Origin of the sequence: Proteus sp. G2300 (assembly GCF_009915965.1) — a bacterium.
Classification (GTDB): Bacteria; Pseudomonadota; Gammaproteobacteria; order Enterobacterales; family Enterobacteriaceae; genus Proteus; species Proteus vulgaris.
The window spans coordinates 146,584-162,293 of record NZ_JAABNK010000023.1; the positions used below are offsets into that span (position 1 = coordinate 146,584).

Consider the following 15,710-nt stretch of genomic DNA (forward strand, 5'->3'; position numbering starts at 1 on the left):
ATTAGAATTAAAAGCCTCGGATCAGTGAAAAACTCTATTCTAATAGTACATTTTAAATTTTTTAGTGTTACTTTTTTTTAGAGCATGATATGTTTTTGTAGAAGGAATAATGTAAGGAAATCTTATGCCTAATTCAATATTACCTTCCCCAATAAAAAAAACCTCTTCTTTTGTTGCTGGTTCTGAGCTTCCTTTTTATTATCAATTCATATCCACTTCAATTAGAGAAATCTATTTTTCAAACATTTCACTTATTTACCATAATAGATATCAAACCGAAAATACACATCCAAAGCTAATTCTTTGTAGTCATCGGAACAGTGCTTTTGATGGCTACATTGCATTGAAGGCATTTCCTAGAGCTCAGGCTTTAGCATCAATACAATTATTAAATAGTTGCATAATGAAGACTTTTTTTACGGGCATTCCCGTAGTTAGAAAAAAGGATAGACAACGTTTAGGTATAAATGCAAATATGTTTTCAAGCCCTTCAGATGCGGCAATTGCACATATAAAAGCAGGTGGAGATCTACTTTTATTTCCAGAAGGCAGTAGTGAGTGGGGCTTCCAGCCTTTACCTTATCAACGAGGAGCTGCAAGAATTATTAGATCATTAATCAGTGAGGGAGTAGATTTTGATATTATCCCTATGGGATTATTTTATATCGCGCCTGATAAATTCAGTTCAAAAGTTGAAGTTTATATTGGAAAAAATATATGTATAACTTCGAAAACAGATAATTTATCAATCAGAGAATGGGAAAAAAATATTCATAAAGAAGTATCTGATGCATTAAATGAAATTTCTGTTAATTGCCCCAATATTGATATTTTTGAAAAAGCTTCAGCCTATGCTTTTAATAAAAACAAAGAAGGATACTCTTATGCCGAATCCTTTATTGATTATCAAAATAATTTATCTCAAACAGATAATAGTAATAAAACTATAGAAAAAACCTCTCAATCTTCTATTTTAATTTGGCGTTATATTTCATTTTTATTTATGTATATTTTATTCCCAGTATTACTCTCATCATTTATCGCATCTCACTTCGCTGATGCTCGTAATACCGTTAGCTTCTTTAAAATATTAGGTGGCGCTATTGCCTCAGCAATTTGGCTTCCGATATTAATCATGCTCCTATTTTTTTCACCTCTATTTATTGGTATAAGCTTAGTCAGTGCATTATTCGGCTTCATATTGATAAGGAAGAAAGGCGCCCAAATATGTTAACAACTAAAGCTAGGATGCTTTTTAACCATCTATTTTCCGTACAACTCTTTATTATTTGGGGGCTTGGCACTTATGGTAGTTGGTTAATTCATGCTACAGAGATGCTAACACCTATTTTCTTAGGTTTGCTTTTATGGATTTTATTGGTTTTTATTGGATATAAGAATCAACATTCAACATGTCATTCACGATTTTATTGGTTAGGTTTGTTACAACTGATTGTATGCTGGACCATTTTTCCTTTATTTAAATCAATTCGTTATGGATTATACCAATGGAGTTTTGACGATATTTTATATGATTTGGATAAATTCTTGTGGTTTGGAAAAAGCTTACCTGAATGGTCCATTCTTTTACAATCAGGATGGCTAAGTGAATTCCTTTCTTTTTGCTATTTTAGCTTCTATTTTTTAATTATTGGTAGTGCCCTGTTCTTCTTTTTTAGCCGGAATAACGCGCTGACTAAAAATTATTTTTTCGGTTTAATGTTAATGTATTTTTTTGGATTTATTGGTTATTTTACTATTCCAGCCACAGGCCCTTACTCTGCATTCCCTTCTGATTTTAACTATCCCGTTTACTCTGGCGCCATGACACTATTTCTAACTGATCTCGTTGATAAAGGTATTACAGGAATGGATGTTTTTCCTTCATTGCACACGGGGATAACGCTCTATATTGTTGGTTTTTTCTATTTATCAGGTTATAAAAAAACAGCTTATTGTTTATCTCCTATCCTAATAGGGCTAATTTTGGCAACTGTATATTTACATTACCATTATGGCATTGATGTTATTGTCGGTGCTTTACTTGCATTATGGGTGTTTTACATCACAGGTAAAAATAATAAGGTCGAATATGGAACTCATTTATAAAATTAACGAGCCTATTGCTTCAGAAGTTTCTATTAGCGGAGGTAAAGGCGCAAGTTTAGCTAAAACAATTCAATCACTGCCTGTTCCTGATGGTTTAATTCTTTCTTGCCAAGCTTATCAGTTATTTATTACGCCTTTGCTCCCTAAAATTAATCTTTTATTATCAGATAAAAAGCACGAAATTGAATCAATTAGTAATAATATTCGGCATCTTATTTTACAAGCACCTATGCCTGAAAATTTAATTCATTCTCTAAGCACAATGTTAGATAGTCTTCAGCTGAATAATACCGCTTTGGCCGTGCGATCATCCGGAACATTAGAAGATATGCCCGGAGCAGCTTTTGCTGGCCAACATGACACGTTATTAGGAATTAAAACGTTACCTCATTTACTAGACGCTATTCGCCAATGTTATGCCTCTTTATGGCATACTCACGTCATGCTTTATCGTCAACATTTAAATTTACCGCATACTCAAGCATCAATGGCTGTTGTATTACAAAGGATGATTGATGTTCAAAAAGAAGAAGCGGCAGGCGTTGCTTTTTCTGTAGATCCTGTTCAAGGTTCTCTTTCTACCGTATTAATTAATGCAGCCTTCGGTTTAGGTGAAACCGTAGTTGCAGGTGAAGATCCTATAGATGAATTTCTCGTTGATAGAGATAGTTTAGAATTAAAGCAAACAACCATTTCTCAAAAAATAAATGCCATTGTGATGATGAATAATGGTACTGAAATTTTACCTCTCGAACCTCAAAATCAATCTATACCTTCTTTAACGCCTGAACAGTGTAAACAAGTGGCTAAACTGGCTATTTCAGCCGAAAAATATTTTGATTTTCCACAGGATATAGAGTGGGCATTTCATGATGGAAAATTATGGCTTTTACAATCACGAAATGTGACACAAATTGCCCCAATTTGGACAAGAGAAGAATCAGCAGAAAGATTTCCTAATCCTATCACGCCATTAACATGGGATATGTGTGAAGCGGGTTTTCATTCATCATTAAACTTTAGCCTTAATCTTATGGGACTTCCTTCATTTAATGGTAAATGGTTTGGGATGCAAGATTATTATATTTACGGCAACCAAAATGCGGTTTCTTTGTATAGTAATCGACTTCCCACCTCAATGATGAATGATTTACCTACCCTACTAAAATCTTTGCCTGAAATAGCACAAAAATTTAGTTGGGTACAAGAATTACCTATTACTTGGATGCGCGATTTAGATAAATACTTGATCTCAATCGGAGCATTAATGAATGAACCATTAGAAGACAAAAACTTGTCACACCTATGGGACTATGTGCAAAGAATTAATAAATTAGGTGCTGATTACTTCTTACCTAATATTGCTATATCATTGACCCAACGCTCTCTCTATTCCGCACTGATGGCCTTGCTAAAACTCTTTTTTAAAGAAGAAAAATATGCACATACTGCATTCGATAATTTAATTGCAATGTCTGACACTAAAACTGGGCAAGTGAATTCAGAACTTTGGACTCTTTCACGTTATGTTCGTCAGCAACCTAAACTTCTCGAGCTTATAGCATCTATTGTTCCTGAAAACATTATGCAAGAAATTGAAGAGTGTGATCCCCATTTTCACCAGCAATTCTCCTTATTTTTAGCAAACCACGGTCATCGAGAATTAGACTTTGATGCGTATCATCCAACTTGGTTGGATGCCCCGCACATTGTGTTGACTCAAATTAAGGCAATGGCAGATTTAGCTGATGATAAACAAGTGGATGATCCATTAGGTAAAAAAATTCTACAATCAGAAACTGAATTTTCAATTGTTTCTGATGCTCCTGAAGAGTTACGTTTTTTCTTACAAGAGATTATTCGATTAGCTCGAGTTTATACTGCACTTGATGACTTAGAACATTATCAAACAACACGACTAGCCTTACCTATGCGTCGTGGGTTAAAAGCATTAGGGGAAAGGCTGGTTATTCGTAGTGTCTTAGACTGCCCTATGGATATTTATTTTGCTAATGAACAACCTTTAGCTGAAGCAATCCTTGCAGATAATCCAACGACCTGGAATAAGCTACGCCATCATATATACCAAAATAAGGCTGGGTATTTAAAAGCAAAATCAGTTACCCCACAATGGATTTATGGCGAAGATAGCAGTGATGAACTTAATACAAATGAGCACCAATTAAAAGGATTAGCTGGAAGTGCAGGCATTATTGAAGGTGAAGTTTATCTTGTTCATGGCCCTGAAAATTTTGCCGAATTTCCACAAAATGCTATTTTAGTTGCAAGAACAACCAATCCAGCTTGGACTGCGCTTTTTTATCGAGCTTCCGGCATAATTACAGAAAGTGGTGGGCCATTATCACATGGTGCTGTTACTGCTAGAGAATTGGGATTGCCTGCTATTATGGGAGTTCGTAATGTATTGAATATTTTAAAGAATGGGCAAAGAGTAAAAGTTGATGGGCAAAAAGGAGTCATTGAGATTTTATCTTAATTCTTTGAAAAACCATGAGCCATATGCCTTGATCAGAAAAAGCATCTTTTTAGATGCTTTTTCTCGTTTAACACAACGCATTTTTTAACTAATTATTTTCTTTTTCTTCTGGAGCTTTATTAATGTTAATATCAACTTTATAAGCAGAAGGTGCAAGTAAGGCAACCAACCCACCTATTAATAAAACAACAAAAAGCACCATCAACATGGTTGGCGCATTAAAGAGAAAATATGGCATTAATAATATAGGAGCGATAGTAAAAATAAGTGAAATAATAACTGGATAACTTATACCAATATCTCTCACTCGTTGCGATAAAATCAGTGTGAATATGTAAATTTGTATTATTAAAAGTACAATTTCGATTAAACCATATGGCGTAAAAGAAAATTGATAATAAAAGGCACTTTCAATTATTGAATCTGCGCTTTCAGGATAAAGTAATATATACCAGCGATATACTAAGTTTTCGACAATAGCAAATAAAATTGACCAAGCAATTTCTAAACCTAAAAAAGAGAGCCTTCCTCGCCTTTGTTGTTTCCATTGATAAGCAAGTTTAGCTTGCATCATAAATCCCTTCATTTTTAAATAGTAGTCTTTTTATCATAATACACTTAATATCTTTCTCCAAAAAAATGTTATTGTAGTTTAGTGTCAGCACAAAAATACCTTTAATATTTAATAATTAGTGTAATAATACGTTATATTATCTTTTATAATAATTAAATACGTAAGGAGTTATTATGCAGTCTATTAAGACAACCCGTTTTGCCCTTCTTCGCTAAAAAAATTATTACTTAACAAGAAGGGCTTAAAAATGAATTATAAAAAAATCGATTTAGAACAATGGAATAGAAAAGAACACTTTTTACATTATCGTCATAACTTGCAATGTGGTTTTAGCTTAACAACTAAAATAGATATTACTGTCTTAAAAACAGTCTTAACTAAGCATAATCTTAAGCTTTATCCTGTCTTGATCTATTTGATTGCAAAAACGGTTAATTATTATCCTGGATCTAGAATGGCAATAAAGAATGATGAATTGGTTATTTGGGATTATATCAATCCTGCATATACGATTTTTCATCCAGAAACAGAAACTTTTTCAGAGTTATGGAGTGAATACTTTGAAGATTTTTGTTCTTTTCTAGAAGGATATAATCAAGATTATCAACAATATAAAGATAATCTAAACCTATCCGCAAAACCTAATTTTCCCGAAAATCATTTCTGCATTTCGATGATCCCTTGGATAAGTTTTGATGGATTTAATTTAAATATTGCTAATGTAAGAGATTATTTTCCCCCTATTTTTACAATGGGAAAATACACTCAACAGAATAATAAAGTTTTGTTACCCCTATCCGTTCAAGTACACCATGCAACCTGCGATGGTTTTCATGTTGCAAGAATGGTCAATAAACTCCAAGAGTTATGTGATAGATTTTCAAGTTAATTATCTTAATTTTTAAATAAAAAACACCGCTCTTTTATCAATTAAACAAGGTGGATCAATATTATCAAAACTGTCATTTATAATTTCGGTTTTAAAACGCTGATGTGCTTCAAATAAAGTTTCATCACGAATTTCGATACCTGCATTAACAGAAAAAGAGCTAATACTTACTAAAGAAACAAGAATTACAGGAATAATTTATTTAAAACTCATAATTTTTATATTCATATCAATCAACTTCCCTATAGGTTATTTATAGTCGTGAGATAATAGCATAGGTTGTTTTAGATTTATGAATAGAGATTTTTCGATAAATTAAAAACTTAAGGTAGAAAAAAAGCATCTCAATTGAGATGCTTTTGACAATGTCAAATAGTTAATTTTTAAGTCTAGTTTACTTATTTTGCAGTCGTGCGAATCAAGTAATCAAAGGCGCTTAATGAGGCTTTAGCGCCTTCACCCGCTGCGATAATAATTTGTTTATAAGGGACTGTTGTGCAGTCACCGGCGGCAAAAACACCTTTAATATTGGTTTCGCCACGTGCATCAACAATAATTTCCCCCATTTTATTACGCTCAACAGTCCCTTCTAACCACTGTGTATTAGGTAATAAGCCGATTTGAACAAAAATACCTGCTAGCGCAATATCGTGCATAGAATCATTGGTACGATCTTTATATTTTAGACCTGTTAATTTAGTGCCATCACCATACACTTCTGTAGTTTGAGCATTTAAAATAATGTCTACATTACTTAAACTACGTAGTTTTTTCTGTAATACAGCATCTGCTCTCATTTCTGGGGCAAATTCTAATACTGTTACGTGTTCAACTAAGCCAGCTAAGTCAATTGCGGCTTCAACTCCTGAGTTACCACCACCAATTACAGCGACTCTTTTGCCTTTAAACAGTGGGCCATCGCAGTGCGGACAATAAGTTACACCACGAGTACGGTATTCATTTTCACCGGGAACATTCATATTTCTCCAGCGAGCACCTGTTGCAATAATTAAGCTACGGGTTTTTAAAATTGCACCTGATGCTGTTTCAATTTGGTGTAATTCCCCTTCTGATGCGCCTGGAATTAAACGACTGACTGTTTGGCTATCAATCACATCCACTTGATAATCATCAACGTGAGCTTTTAATGCACCCGCAAGTTTTGCACCTTCTGTTTTTGGTACAGAGATATAGTTTTCAATATCAACAGTATCAAGAACTTGGCCACCAAAGCGCTCACCAATAAGACCAGTGTTTAAACCTTTACGTGCTGAATAAACAGCCGCTGATGCCCCCGCAGGACCACTGCCCACAATCAATACATCAAATGCATCTTTTTGGTTTAATAATTCCGCAGTACGTTTTTCTGCATTGCTGTCTACTTTGTTAACGATTTCAGCTAAAGTCATACGACCTTGACCAAACTCGTTACCATTTAAGAATACAGCAGGAACGCCCATAATATTACGTTCCTGAATTTCATTTTGGAACATGCCTCCGTCGATCGCTGTATGTGTGACCTTCGGATTTAAAATCGCCATTAAGTTTAATGCCTGAACAACATCTGGGCAGTTATGACAAGAGAGCGAATAATAGGTTTCGAAATGAAACTCACCGTCTAACTGACGAATTTGTTCAAGTAATTCTTGTGCTTCTTTTGATGGGTGACCACCAGTTTGTAGTAAGGCTAAAACTAATGAAGTAAATTCATGGCCTAATGGCGAACCTGCAAAACGAACACCAGTTTCTTTTCCTGGGTTAGTAATAAGAAAAGATGGTTTACGCACATCAGCATTATTATCTTCACGATAAGTGACTTTATCGGATAATGGTTCGATTTCTTTTAATAGCGCTTGAATATCAGCTGAATGTTTACTGTCGTCTAATGTTGCTACTAACTCAACTGGCTGAGTTAATCGTTCTAAATAAGCTTTCAATTGAGCTTTTAAATTATTATCTAACATTTTGCACCCTCAATAAAATCGGGTGCCGAAACACCCGATAAATAACTTTTTTAGTGGCTTAATTCTTATTTAGATTTTGCCAACTAAATCCAGTGATGGAGCTAAAGTTGCATCACCTTCTTTCCATTTTGCTGGGCAAACTTCGCCAGGGTGACTAGCTACATACTGAGCAGCTTTAACTTTGCGTAGCAGGTCTGATGCATCACGGCCAATACCTTCAGCTGTGATTTCGATTGCTTGGATGATACCTTGTGGGTCAACAACGAAAGTACCACGGTCTGCAAGACCTTCGTTCTCACGCATATTTTCGAAGTTACGAGTTAATGCGCCAGTTGGGTCGCCAATCATACCATATTTGATTTTACCGATAGTTTCTGAGCTGCTGTGCCATGCTTTATGGGTAAAATGTGTATCGGTAGAAACTGAATAGATTTCTACGCCCATTTTTTGGAACTCAGCATAATGATCCGCTAAGTCACCTAATTCGGTTGGGCACACAAAAGTGAAGTCTGCAGGGTAAAAGAAGAAAACGCTCCATTTGCCTTCGACGTCCTTTTCAGTCACTTCTACGAATTGACCGTCTTTAAATGCCATGTTTTTGAATGGTTTGATTGGGGTATTAATTAAAGACATTGTATTTCCTCCTGTTTGGTATGGGAACTAATGTACCTATTCCACTTGAGAATAGCTAATACATTCCTACTATCAGTTCAATAGGTTTTACCTAATGAGTTGAAGAAATTGATAGAGATAGGTTAACGAAATGTAGCTGTTAAAGCAATTAAACAACAATGACAGTATGCCTTACTTACTATTAACAACTTTCTCTATTTAATATCTTTGCCTTAAATGGTGATATGCTTATAACATTATGAATTATAAAAATAATAATTCAACCTATCACAGATTAGTTTAATACTATTGTGCTAGTTTGGCAGGTTTAAGGATAGTATAAGTACACTCAAATGCTGCCTTTTGAATACGATAAATATCTTGGTTATCCGTTGTGGATTGAACAACCGCATCACCCGGTTGAAAGCGTTGCAATTCTCCCCATGGGGCTTTCATTGCAAAAGCAGTTGTAGATCCCGGCACAATAAAATAATTCATTTCGATCCCTTTTGGGATAAAAGGTTGATAATCATTAGGATAAGACACTAAATTAATTTCATTTTTCTCTGTAGTATTGTAACGTTGAGCAAATTTAGCTTTTTTTACCAATATTTCTTCATTACCTGTCTCTGGACAGATATTTTGCACGACCCAATCCCCCTCTTTTGCAGGTTCAGAGACAGTTTCAACACCTTCACCTTTAATAATGGTTGTGATGATTTCACCTTCCTTAGCCGGCCTTGCCAACACAGGTTTGGTTTTAATAGCAACACCAGTGATCCCTGCTTGCTGAGCTTGAGTAAAATAAGCTATTCGCTCTTTTTGTGGTAATTGTGACAGGTCATCTGCAAATACGAAGGAAGGAATTAAGGCCAAACCTATTAATAGTGTTTTTATTCTATTTTGCTTATAGATCTTATTATTATTTGAATAACTGTTTTGTGTATAGAAAGGCATTGAATTGTTTCCTACTTAATATTAATCGTATTTAAATACGTTATTTTATATCTGTAAACGTTAAACCGATTATGGCAGGAAATAAAACAAAAGTACCCGTAAAATCAGTTACCTAATTAATAAAAGTTCAAAAATTCGAGAGATCTCACAACTAGAAATAACCAAGGTTCAGAAAGTAAAGAGTGGTAAGTTCGAAAAATCAATCTAGTTAATAGATTTAATGACTTATACATTATATAAGAAAAAAGACTCCAACTAACCAACAGTAGATTGTATTTTGAAGTCTTTATATATGAAGCTAATCGCTAACTTTGAGTATAAAAGCAAGGTTAAAATAGATATTTAAAGCGGATACGGGCACCGTAACGATCTTTATCACTACTATGTACATTTATCTCGTCTTTGCCATCTATCCGCGAATAATAAGCACCTAAATAGGTTTTGAAATTATCCATATCCAAGATATTAGGCAGTTCATAAGAAGCAAATACTGTATTGATATTGTATTTACCAGGATTAAGCGTTAAATAGGTTTCATTTTGCTCATTATTTCCGCTTGTTTGATAGTAAGCTTTAATATCATTATGTGCATAGATATAACCTAATTGGACTTTACGCCACAACACATTACTACCCATTGAAAAATCGTTTTCGTCTTTAGCATCAAGATAAGCAACACTTAAATTTGCAACAATGCCATTGACAGGATCATCAGCTAAAGTATCCCACTTTAACGTTAGACCATAACCAGTACGACGTGATTGATCTTGGAATTTTCCATTTTCATCCTCGTAACCATAAGCTTTGCTTATTACGTTTGCGTCTATCGCACCTGCAATTGTTAAGTTATCTTTCTGCCATGCAATAACAGGCCGCATATAAATAACATTTTTACGGTTATCAAGTTTACGCCCGTGATACTCACCATCTTTGAAAACAGAAGTTCCGTCTTCAACTAACGCATTTAATTCAAAATACCAGTCATTGTAATGAGTGTTAACCATCATGCTACCACCATCACTACTACGACCACGCCCCTCTTTCATCATATAAATATAGCCAAAACCATCACCATATAAATCATTTGCGGTATTACCTGAATATTCGACGAAAGTATCTTGATTTAAAGGGAACATATCATACGCTTCATAACGACCAATTTTATATTCCCATTTATTACGTTGACCAAAATAAAAGGTAGCATCATCTAGATTCATTTTACCCGTCATGTCAGCCATAGGTTGAACACGAAAACCAGCGTAATTGCCGTTTTTTAATTCTCTCTCACCATCAATACCAATTAAAATACGCCCATTAAGTGACCACTTTTCATTATCTTCAAAGTCTTTTTGCTTTCCGGGCATCATTCTCATTGATGTTAATTGCCCTTTTTTACTTGCTGCATCAATATTATATTCAACATCACCATACAATTTGAGATCGCCCCAATTTGTATTCGTAGAGAAAAAACCTGCACCTTCTTTATTTTTTGTCTTAGCAAACTGAATTGACTGTGTTTGTTGAAGTTTATTTAGCTGAGTCTGAGCGATATTTGCTTTGGCTTGAGCTTCATCTGATTGCTTTTCTAATACAGCAATGCGTTGCTCCATATTCATTGAAGTAACGTTATTTGTAGACTTCCCTTTAGACCCATTATTTGAATTAATGAGTTGTTCGAGACGAGCTGCTTTTTGTTCTGCGGCTGCAGCTCTTGCTTCAGCCGCATTTGCACGTTGTTCTAACGCATTTAATCTCGCTTCAATAGCACTTATGTCGATTTGTGCATTAGCGCATAACGGTGTGGAGAGGATTAAAGTTATTACTGCAGATAATGTCTTCACTTTCATTCGAATATTCCTCAGTTAACAAATGTTGATTCAACAGGTACGGCAAATACATAACTATCAACTTAGTTGATTGATTGTTCTATTTGATGAGCGTATTTTTATAAGTATCAAATCGTTATTCGCATCGTTATTTCTCTTCTTAATAAGAAATAAACCAGTATCTGTGTTGTTTTTCCCTTGTTTTCTCGAATTAAACGCTCGCATTATTCAGTAAGGTATTTGTTTTAAATTCTCATTTAAGCACTTACAAACGTTTATTATTTTAATTCGGTATTTATTTTTATTGTTATTACAAGCATATCTCTGGTTTATGCTTTCTATTTTTATAATGACTTACTAACCTAAATAAAATAATCGCTAATGTGGAACGTTTCCACAAACATTTATGATTTCTTTGATATTAGTACGATAACTAGAGAAAATGATGCAAATTGTCATCAAAAAATGATGATTTCCAAATAATAAAGGCAGCAATGATGGTAATAACAATTAGGAAAGAAAAAGCGTTTTTATAAGGGGATTATTGGTTTCTATTATTTAAAAACCATTTTGCAAGGCGGTAGATAGGAGAAACTTAATAGAAGAAAAACCGACAGAGGTCATATCATGATAACCTCCGTCTATCATTATCATATTCTGCCAGGTTTACGTAATGCTCTACGGAAGTAAGAAACTGGCATTTTAGGGCAAATTTGTTCTTTTACTGCAGGATTACTTTCTAAATCCTCTTTTTCTATTTCATTATGTCTTCTTGTATTTTGTGGTTGAGTATTTGTTTTATTCATCTTCCCTTTCCTCTGAGATCAACGCCTCATTGATAGCTTCAATTTTCTCAACTGCTTCATTAAGAATTGAAGCAATACGTCCCGCTCTTTCCACTGAGAGCTCTTTTAACACTAGTTTATGGCGTAATACCGCCTTTAATTTTCCGACAGCAGATTCAATCTCTTCAGAAACCCCTCCCGCGTTTTGAGACAAGTCTCTCGCATAAGCCAGTTTTCTTTGAATATTGGTATCTATTTCCTGATGTTCTGCTAAAAATGCAGTACCTTCAGGTGTGATGCTGTAATTTTTACGACCTTTTTCAGCGATACTGGCAACTAGCAGATCTTGTTCTTCAAGTAGTGTTAATGTTGGATAAATAACACCAGGGCTAGGTACATATAATCCTGAAGAGGCTTCATCTATTTCACGAATAATTTCATAACCATGACTCGGTTTTTTCGCGATCATGCTAAGTAACAGAACTCGCAAATCACCATGATCAAACATACGTTTTAATTGACGACCTTTACCTCGTCCACCGCATCCTCGACCGCGTCGTTTACCTTGTCCTTCTGAACTATGTTCACCATGATAGCATTCGCCATGTCCTTCGTGTCCGTGATCATGCTTACCATGACAGCATTCATCCTGTCCTTTTTGTCCGTGACTATGTTCACCATGACGACACTCTCCATGTTCTTTATGTCCATGCTCATGTTCACCATGACAACAATGTTCGCTTCGGCTTTCATGGTGCCGTGCCTGTTTACCTTTACCCCCACAACATCCTTTTCCATGACCATGACTACCATGTTCACCATTATCGGCACGTTGTTGATAAAGTGACTGTAATGCTCGAATCATCATAAATATTCCCTCATTGTTTTAGATATATCGAATTTATGTAGTCAATATAATCCGATATATCTAAATGATCAAGTTTTAGATATATCTAAATATATGTCTAAATCGACTTTATCTTTAACAAGATGATTTATTTATGATTATCCTTATAGGCACAGACTGTTTTTATTATGAATGATTCTCATTCTCTAGTTTGTTTTTATGTGCTATCAATAAAAACAAAAGAAGAAAAAATCAAAATAGAGATAAAAAATGATTGCTAAGAGATGACAAAAACCAATTGAGTGAAAATAATAAGTGACAGCGTCACCTTTTCTATTGAGAAAAACTTGAATATGGATATAGTAAACCACCAAAAAAGCGAAGATAATGAGATATTACTCACTACTTCGTTTTTTAGGTTGGATTACTCTTAATAACAAAAAATTTGTTATTGCTATTGATCTAACGCAGATAAAACGATCTTTTTAATATATTGGTATCCTGCCTCAATTTGTTTTTTATCAACTAGTTGTGTGCTTTTTATAGTGATTTGCAACAAACTTAAATGTTTGATTGTTTCCCATTCATTTTTACCTAAATCACACTCACGACAAAACTGCATTGGGGCATCATCACTATTTCGAGCACAGAGTGTCAGTAAGCTCAAATCTTGCCGATAATGACTTTTTACAACTAAGTTTTCATATATTGCTTTATTAAGATTATTTTGTGTTTCTAAACACGTATTCCCTTTTTTCACAATCGCAAAATTCAATTTATTAAAATCAGATACGGATAGAACGCGAATAAAATAGTGCTCACCTTCTTTTTCAAATGTTTGAGCCTGATTAAAGAATTGTTCAAGTTTGACTCGGGTTTCCCATTGAATTTGTGCATATTTCCCATATCCCGACAAAGTGAAAGGATAGAGTTGATGTACACTCCACATCGAAGCCACTGCGGGTGCTGATTGAATACCGTCAATTTCGGGAACACCATCAGCTTGTTCTGGACATAATCTCGGTGGATTAGTGAGAAAACGACTCATACGTGCATCTTTAATACACACTACACCTGTGGGATAAGGAGAAAAACCAGCTTGAAAAGGTTCAAAAGAGACAGAATCAGCAAGAGAAAGTTGTGTAACGCTTTCATATATTTCAGGCGTTAATTCAAGTAAAGGTGTGTCTTTTTTTAATCTTTCGCACAATATTTCATAAGGTATAATCTCATGATTATCATCAAGAAAAAGGCTTTTCATATACCCAAATTGCGAAGCATCAATATGAATATAAAAAGAATTATTGTATTTTTCTTCGCACTCTTTTCTTAATTCAAAAAGGGGTTTTAGCTTATCGATACTGCCATAAGATGGCGATCCTAGCATGCCGATAATACCAAGAATGGGTTCCCCCTGTTCAATAAGACGTAAAACAATACTGCGCATTTTTTCCGTATCTGTTTTAAATGAACCATCGATAGGTAATGCAATAAGGTTGTCATATCCCAACCCTAGTATGTCCATTGCTTTTTTCCAGAATTCAAAACGTGAAACAGGAACAAGCAATTTCCCTAAATGCATTGTTTTTGTCATTCCTGTTCCCCGGCATGTCAAATAGCTAACATCATCAAAAATTTCACGTTTATTGAGTTGCTCACTCATTACTAGAATATCTGAGATAGACATATTGAATAACTCAAATGCTGTTTTATCTGCAACTAAATCTCGTGACTTTGGATGACGAGCAATCGCCATTGGTAATGTTTTTAAATTTCTAAGCGCCCATAATATTTCATAACAAGCTAATGTATGGCTTGTAGTGATATGGCCAAATGCATCTTTTGATGAAAAACCAATTAATTTACAGAGATCATCTATAATTTTCTTTTCTTGTTGTATCTGTAAGGGTGAGTGGTGATTAAAAACATTATCTGAATTGTAAGCTAACGCAGAAAGATAGCCAAATTTAGCCAATTGCATCACTTGAGAATGATGATGGGAAAAATAAGGCTCAATATCTGATTGAGCATAATTATTTTGCTGTTTCAGCGTATCTAAAATAGAGTCATAAGCATTATCTACTGCTTTTTTTTCAATCGTATGATTTTTTATTTTAGTCTCTAAATTATCACTATCATTTTTTTTGACTTTATTTTCCTTAGGAAAACAATACTCACTATTCATTAATATTTTTGCCATCTCTCGATGATAACATACTAGGGTATCAACGGTTCGGGTATGGTATACACGCTCTGTAGCACTCAGACAGGTTTGTTTATGATTTGCCATCATCGCACCTATATATAAATTTTTGTTATATGTTTTAATAAGAATTGTGTTTATTAATCGTAAATAATTAATCTCTATTCAAATGATATACCACATGATGAGTAAGAATCTTCTTTATTTTATTGATATCAGTTAAGATTTTTTCAACTCCATCTAAAGTTTTTCATGTTTAATGATAAATGATTTAGTTTTATTTGTTAGTTTCTTTATTTTATTATCAATTTTGATTTAAGTTGTATTCCTGAAAATATGATATTATTTTTACTAAGGTCAATACTTAAATCTATCTTAATCAGAATATATAAATATTTCTATCGCCTAATATCCATTAAAAGAGATAGATATTAAATATTGTATGCC

General features: G+C 34.2%; 12 protein-coding genes. 4 read left to right on the forward strand and 8 right to left on the reverse strand.

Annotated elements, in window-relative coordinates; translation table 11 throughout:
• Nucleotides 1-124: 124 nt before the first annotated feature.
• The 3 genes from GWI97_RS12185 to GWI97_RS12195 are packed head-to-tail and all read left to right on the forward strand — an operon-like array spanning nt 125 to nt 4,606.
• A complete protein-coding gene (locus GWI97_RS12185; protein ID WP_052038500.1) occupies nt 125-1,234 on the forward strand; it encodes a glycerol acyltransferase in 1,110 nt (369 codons plus the stop codon).
• On the forward strand, nt 1,228-2,109 hold the full coding sequence (locus tag GWI97_RS12190) for a phosphatase PAP2 family protein (protein WP_161752003.1): 882 nt from the start codon (nt 1,228-1,230) through the stop codon (nt 2,107-2,109). The genes GWI97_RS12185 and GWI97_RS12190 overlap by 7 nt, the downstream gene beginning before the upstream one ends.
• The gene (locus GWI97_RS12195; protein WP_036936767.1) at nt 2,093-4,606 is read left to right on the forward strand and encodes a PEP/pyruvate-binding domain-containing protein; all 2,514 of its coding nucleotides are present in this window, start codon (nt 2,093-2,095) and stop codon (nt 4,604-4,606) included. Before GWI97_RS12190 ends, GWI97_RS12195 begins: the two co-directional genes overlap by 17 nt.
• Nucleotides 4,607-4,694: 88 nt before the next feature.
• On the opposite strand, the gene GWI97_RS12200 is transcribed toward GWI97_RS12195, so the two are convergent.
• The gene (locus GWI97_RS12200; protein ID WP_224215475.1) at nt 4,695-5,180 is read right to left on the reverse strand and encodes a hypothetical protein; all 486 of its coding nucleotides are present in this window, start codon (nt 5,178-5,180) and stop codon (nt 4,695-4,697) included.
• Between the two features lie 247 nt (nt 5,181-5,427).
• On the opposite strand from GWI97_RS12200, the gene catA reads away from it, so the two are divergent.
• Nucleotides 5,428-6,069 (forward strand): type A chloramphenicol O-acetyltransferase, encoded by a 642-nt coding sequence (gene catA, locus GWI97_RS12205; RefSeq protein ID WP_036936762.1) that lies wholly within the window; start codon nt 5,428-5,430, stop codon nt 6,067-6,069.
• 398 nt (nt 6,070-6,467) lie between these two features.
• Here catA and ahpF read toward each other — a convergent pair whose 3' ends face one another.
• The 7 genes from ahpF to GWI97_RS12235 all read right to left on the reverse strand — a co-directional run bounded on the left by ahpF (nt 6,468) and on the right by GWI97_RS12235 (nt 15,350).
• Entirely contained in the window at nt 6,468-8,033 is a 1,566-nt protein-coding gene (gene ahpF, locus GWI97_RS12210) for an alkyl hydroperoxide reductase subunit F (protein WP_036936760.1), read from the reverse strand.
• Between the two features lie 69 nt (nt 8,034-8,102).
• The gene (ahpC, locus tag GWI97_RS12215; RefSeq protein WP_006536680.1) at nt 8,103-8,666 is read right to left on the reverse strand and encodes an alkyl hydroperoxide reductase subunit C; all 564 of its coding nucleotides are present in this window, start codon (nt 8,664-8,666) and stop codon (nt 8,103-8,105) included.
• A 285-nt stretch (nt 8,667-8,951) separates the two neighbouring features.
• On the reverse strand, nt 8,952-9,602 hold the full coding sequence (locus GWI97_RS12220) for a hypothetical protein (protein ID WP_052038499.1): 651 nt from the start codon (nt 9,600-9,602) through the stop codon (nt 8,952-8,954).
• Between the two features lie 329 nt (nt 9,603-9,931).
• Entirely contained in the window at nt 9,932-11,449 is a 1,518-nt protein-coding gene (locus tag GWI97_RS12225) for a carbohydrate porin (RefSeq protein WP_161752004.1), read from the reverse strand.
• A 629-nt stretch (nt 11,450-12,078) separates the two neighbouring features.
• Entirely contained in the window at nt 12,079-12,234 is a 156-nt protein-coding gene (locus tag GWI97_RS18230) for a hypothetical protein (protein WP_173807727.1), read from the reverse strand.
• Entirely contained in the window at nt 12,227-13,081 is an 855-nt protein-coding gene (locus tag GWI97_RS12230) for a PadR family transcriptional regulator (RefSeq protein ID WP_161752005.1), read from the reverse strand. Before GWI97_RS12230 ends, GWI97_RS18230 begins: the two co-directional genes overlap by 8 nt.
• Before the next feature lie 433 nt (nt 13,082-13,514).
• Complete coding sequence (locus GWI97_RS12235) at nt 13,515-15,350, reverse strand: pyridoxal-dependent decarboxylase (RefSeq protein ID WP_087802375.1); 1,836 nt, start codon at nt 15,348-15,350, stop codon at nt 13,515-13,517.
• Between the last annotated feature and the right edge of the window lie 360 nt (nt 15,351-15,710).

Excerpts from the sequence above, each read along its gene's own strand:
- GWI97_RS12235 (WP_087802375.1), bottom strand. The coding sequence starts at position 15,350 with ATGGCAAATCATAAACAAACCTGTCTGAGTGCTACAGAGCGTGTATAC.
- GWI97_RS12200 (WP_224215475.1), bottom strand. The coding sequence starts at position 5,180 with ATGATGCAAGCTAAACTTGCTTATCAATGGAAACAACAAAGGCGAGGA.
- GWI97_RS12195 (WP_036936767.1), top strand. The coding sequence starts at position 2,093 with ATGGAACTCATTTATAAAATTAACGAGCCTATTGCTTCAGAAGTTTCT.
- GWI97_RS12220 (WP_052038499.1), bottom strand. The coding sequence starts at position 9,602 with ATGCCTTTCTATACACAAAACAGTTATTCAAATAATAATAAGATCTAT.
- GWI97_RS12190 (WP_161752003.1), top strand. The coding sequence starts at position 1,228 with ATGTTAACAACTAAAGCTAGGATGCTTTTTAACCATCTATTTTCCGTA.
- ahpF (WP_036936760.1), bottom strand. The coding sequence starts at position 8,033 with ATGTTAGATAATAATTTAAAAGCTCAATTGAAAGCTTATTTAGAACGA.
- GWI97_RS18230 (WP_173807727.1), bottom strand. The coding sequence starts at position 12,234 with ATGAATAAAACAAATACTCAACCACAAAATACAAGAAGACATAATGAA.
- GWI97_RS12230 (WP_161752005.1), bottom strand. The coding sequence starts at position 13,081 with ATGATGATTCGAGCATTACAGTCACTTTATCAACAACGTGCCGATAAT.
- catA (WP_036936762.1), top strand. The coding sequence starts at position 5,428 with ATGAATTATAAAAAAATCGATTTAGAACAATGGAATAGAAAAGAACAC.
- GWI97_RS12225 (WP_161752004.1), bottom strand. The coding sequence starts at position 11,449 with ATGAAAGTGAAGACATTATCTGCAGTAATAACTTTAATCCTCTCCACA.
- GWI97_RS12185 (WP_052038500.1), top strand. The coding sequence starts at position 125 with ATGCCTAATTCAATATTACCTTCCCCAATAAAAAAAACCTCTTCTTTT.
- ahpC (WP_006536680.1), bottom strand. The coding sequence starts at position 8,666 with ATGTCTTTAATTAATACCCCAATCAAACCATTCAAAAACATGGCATTT.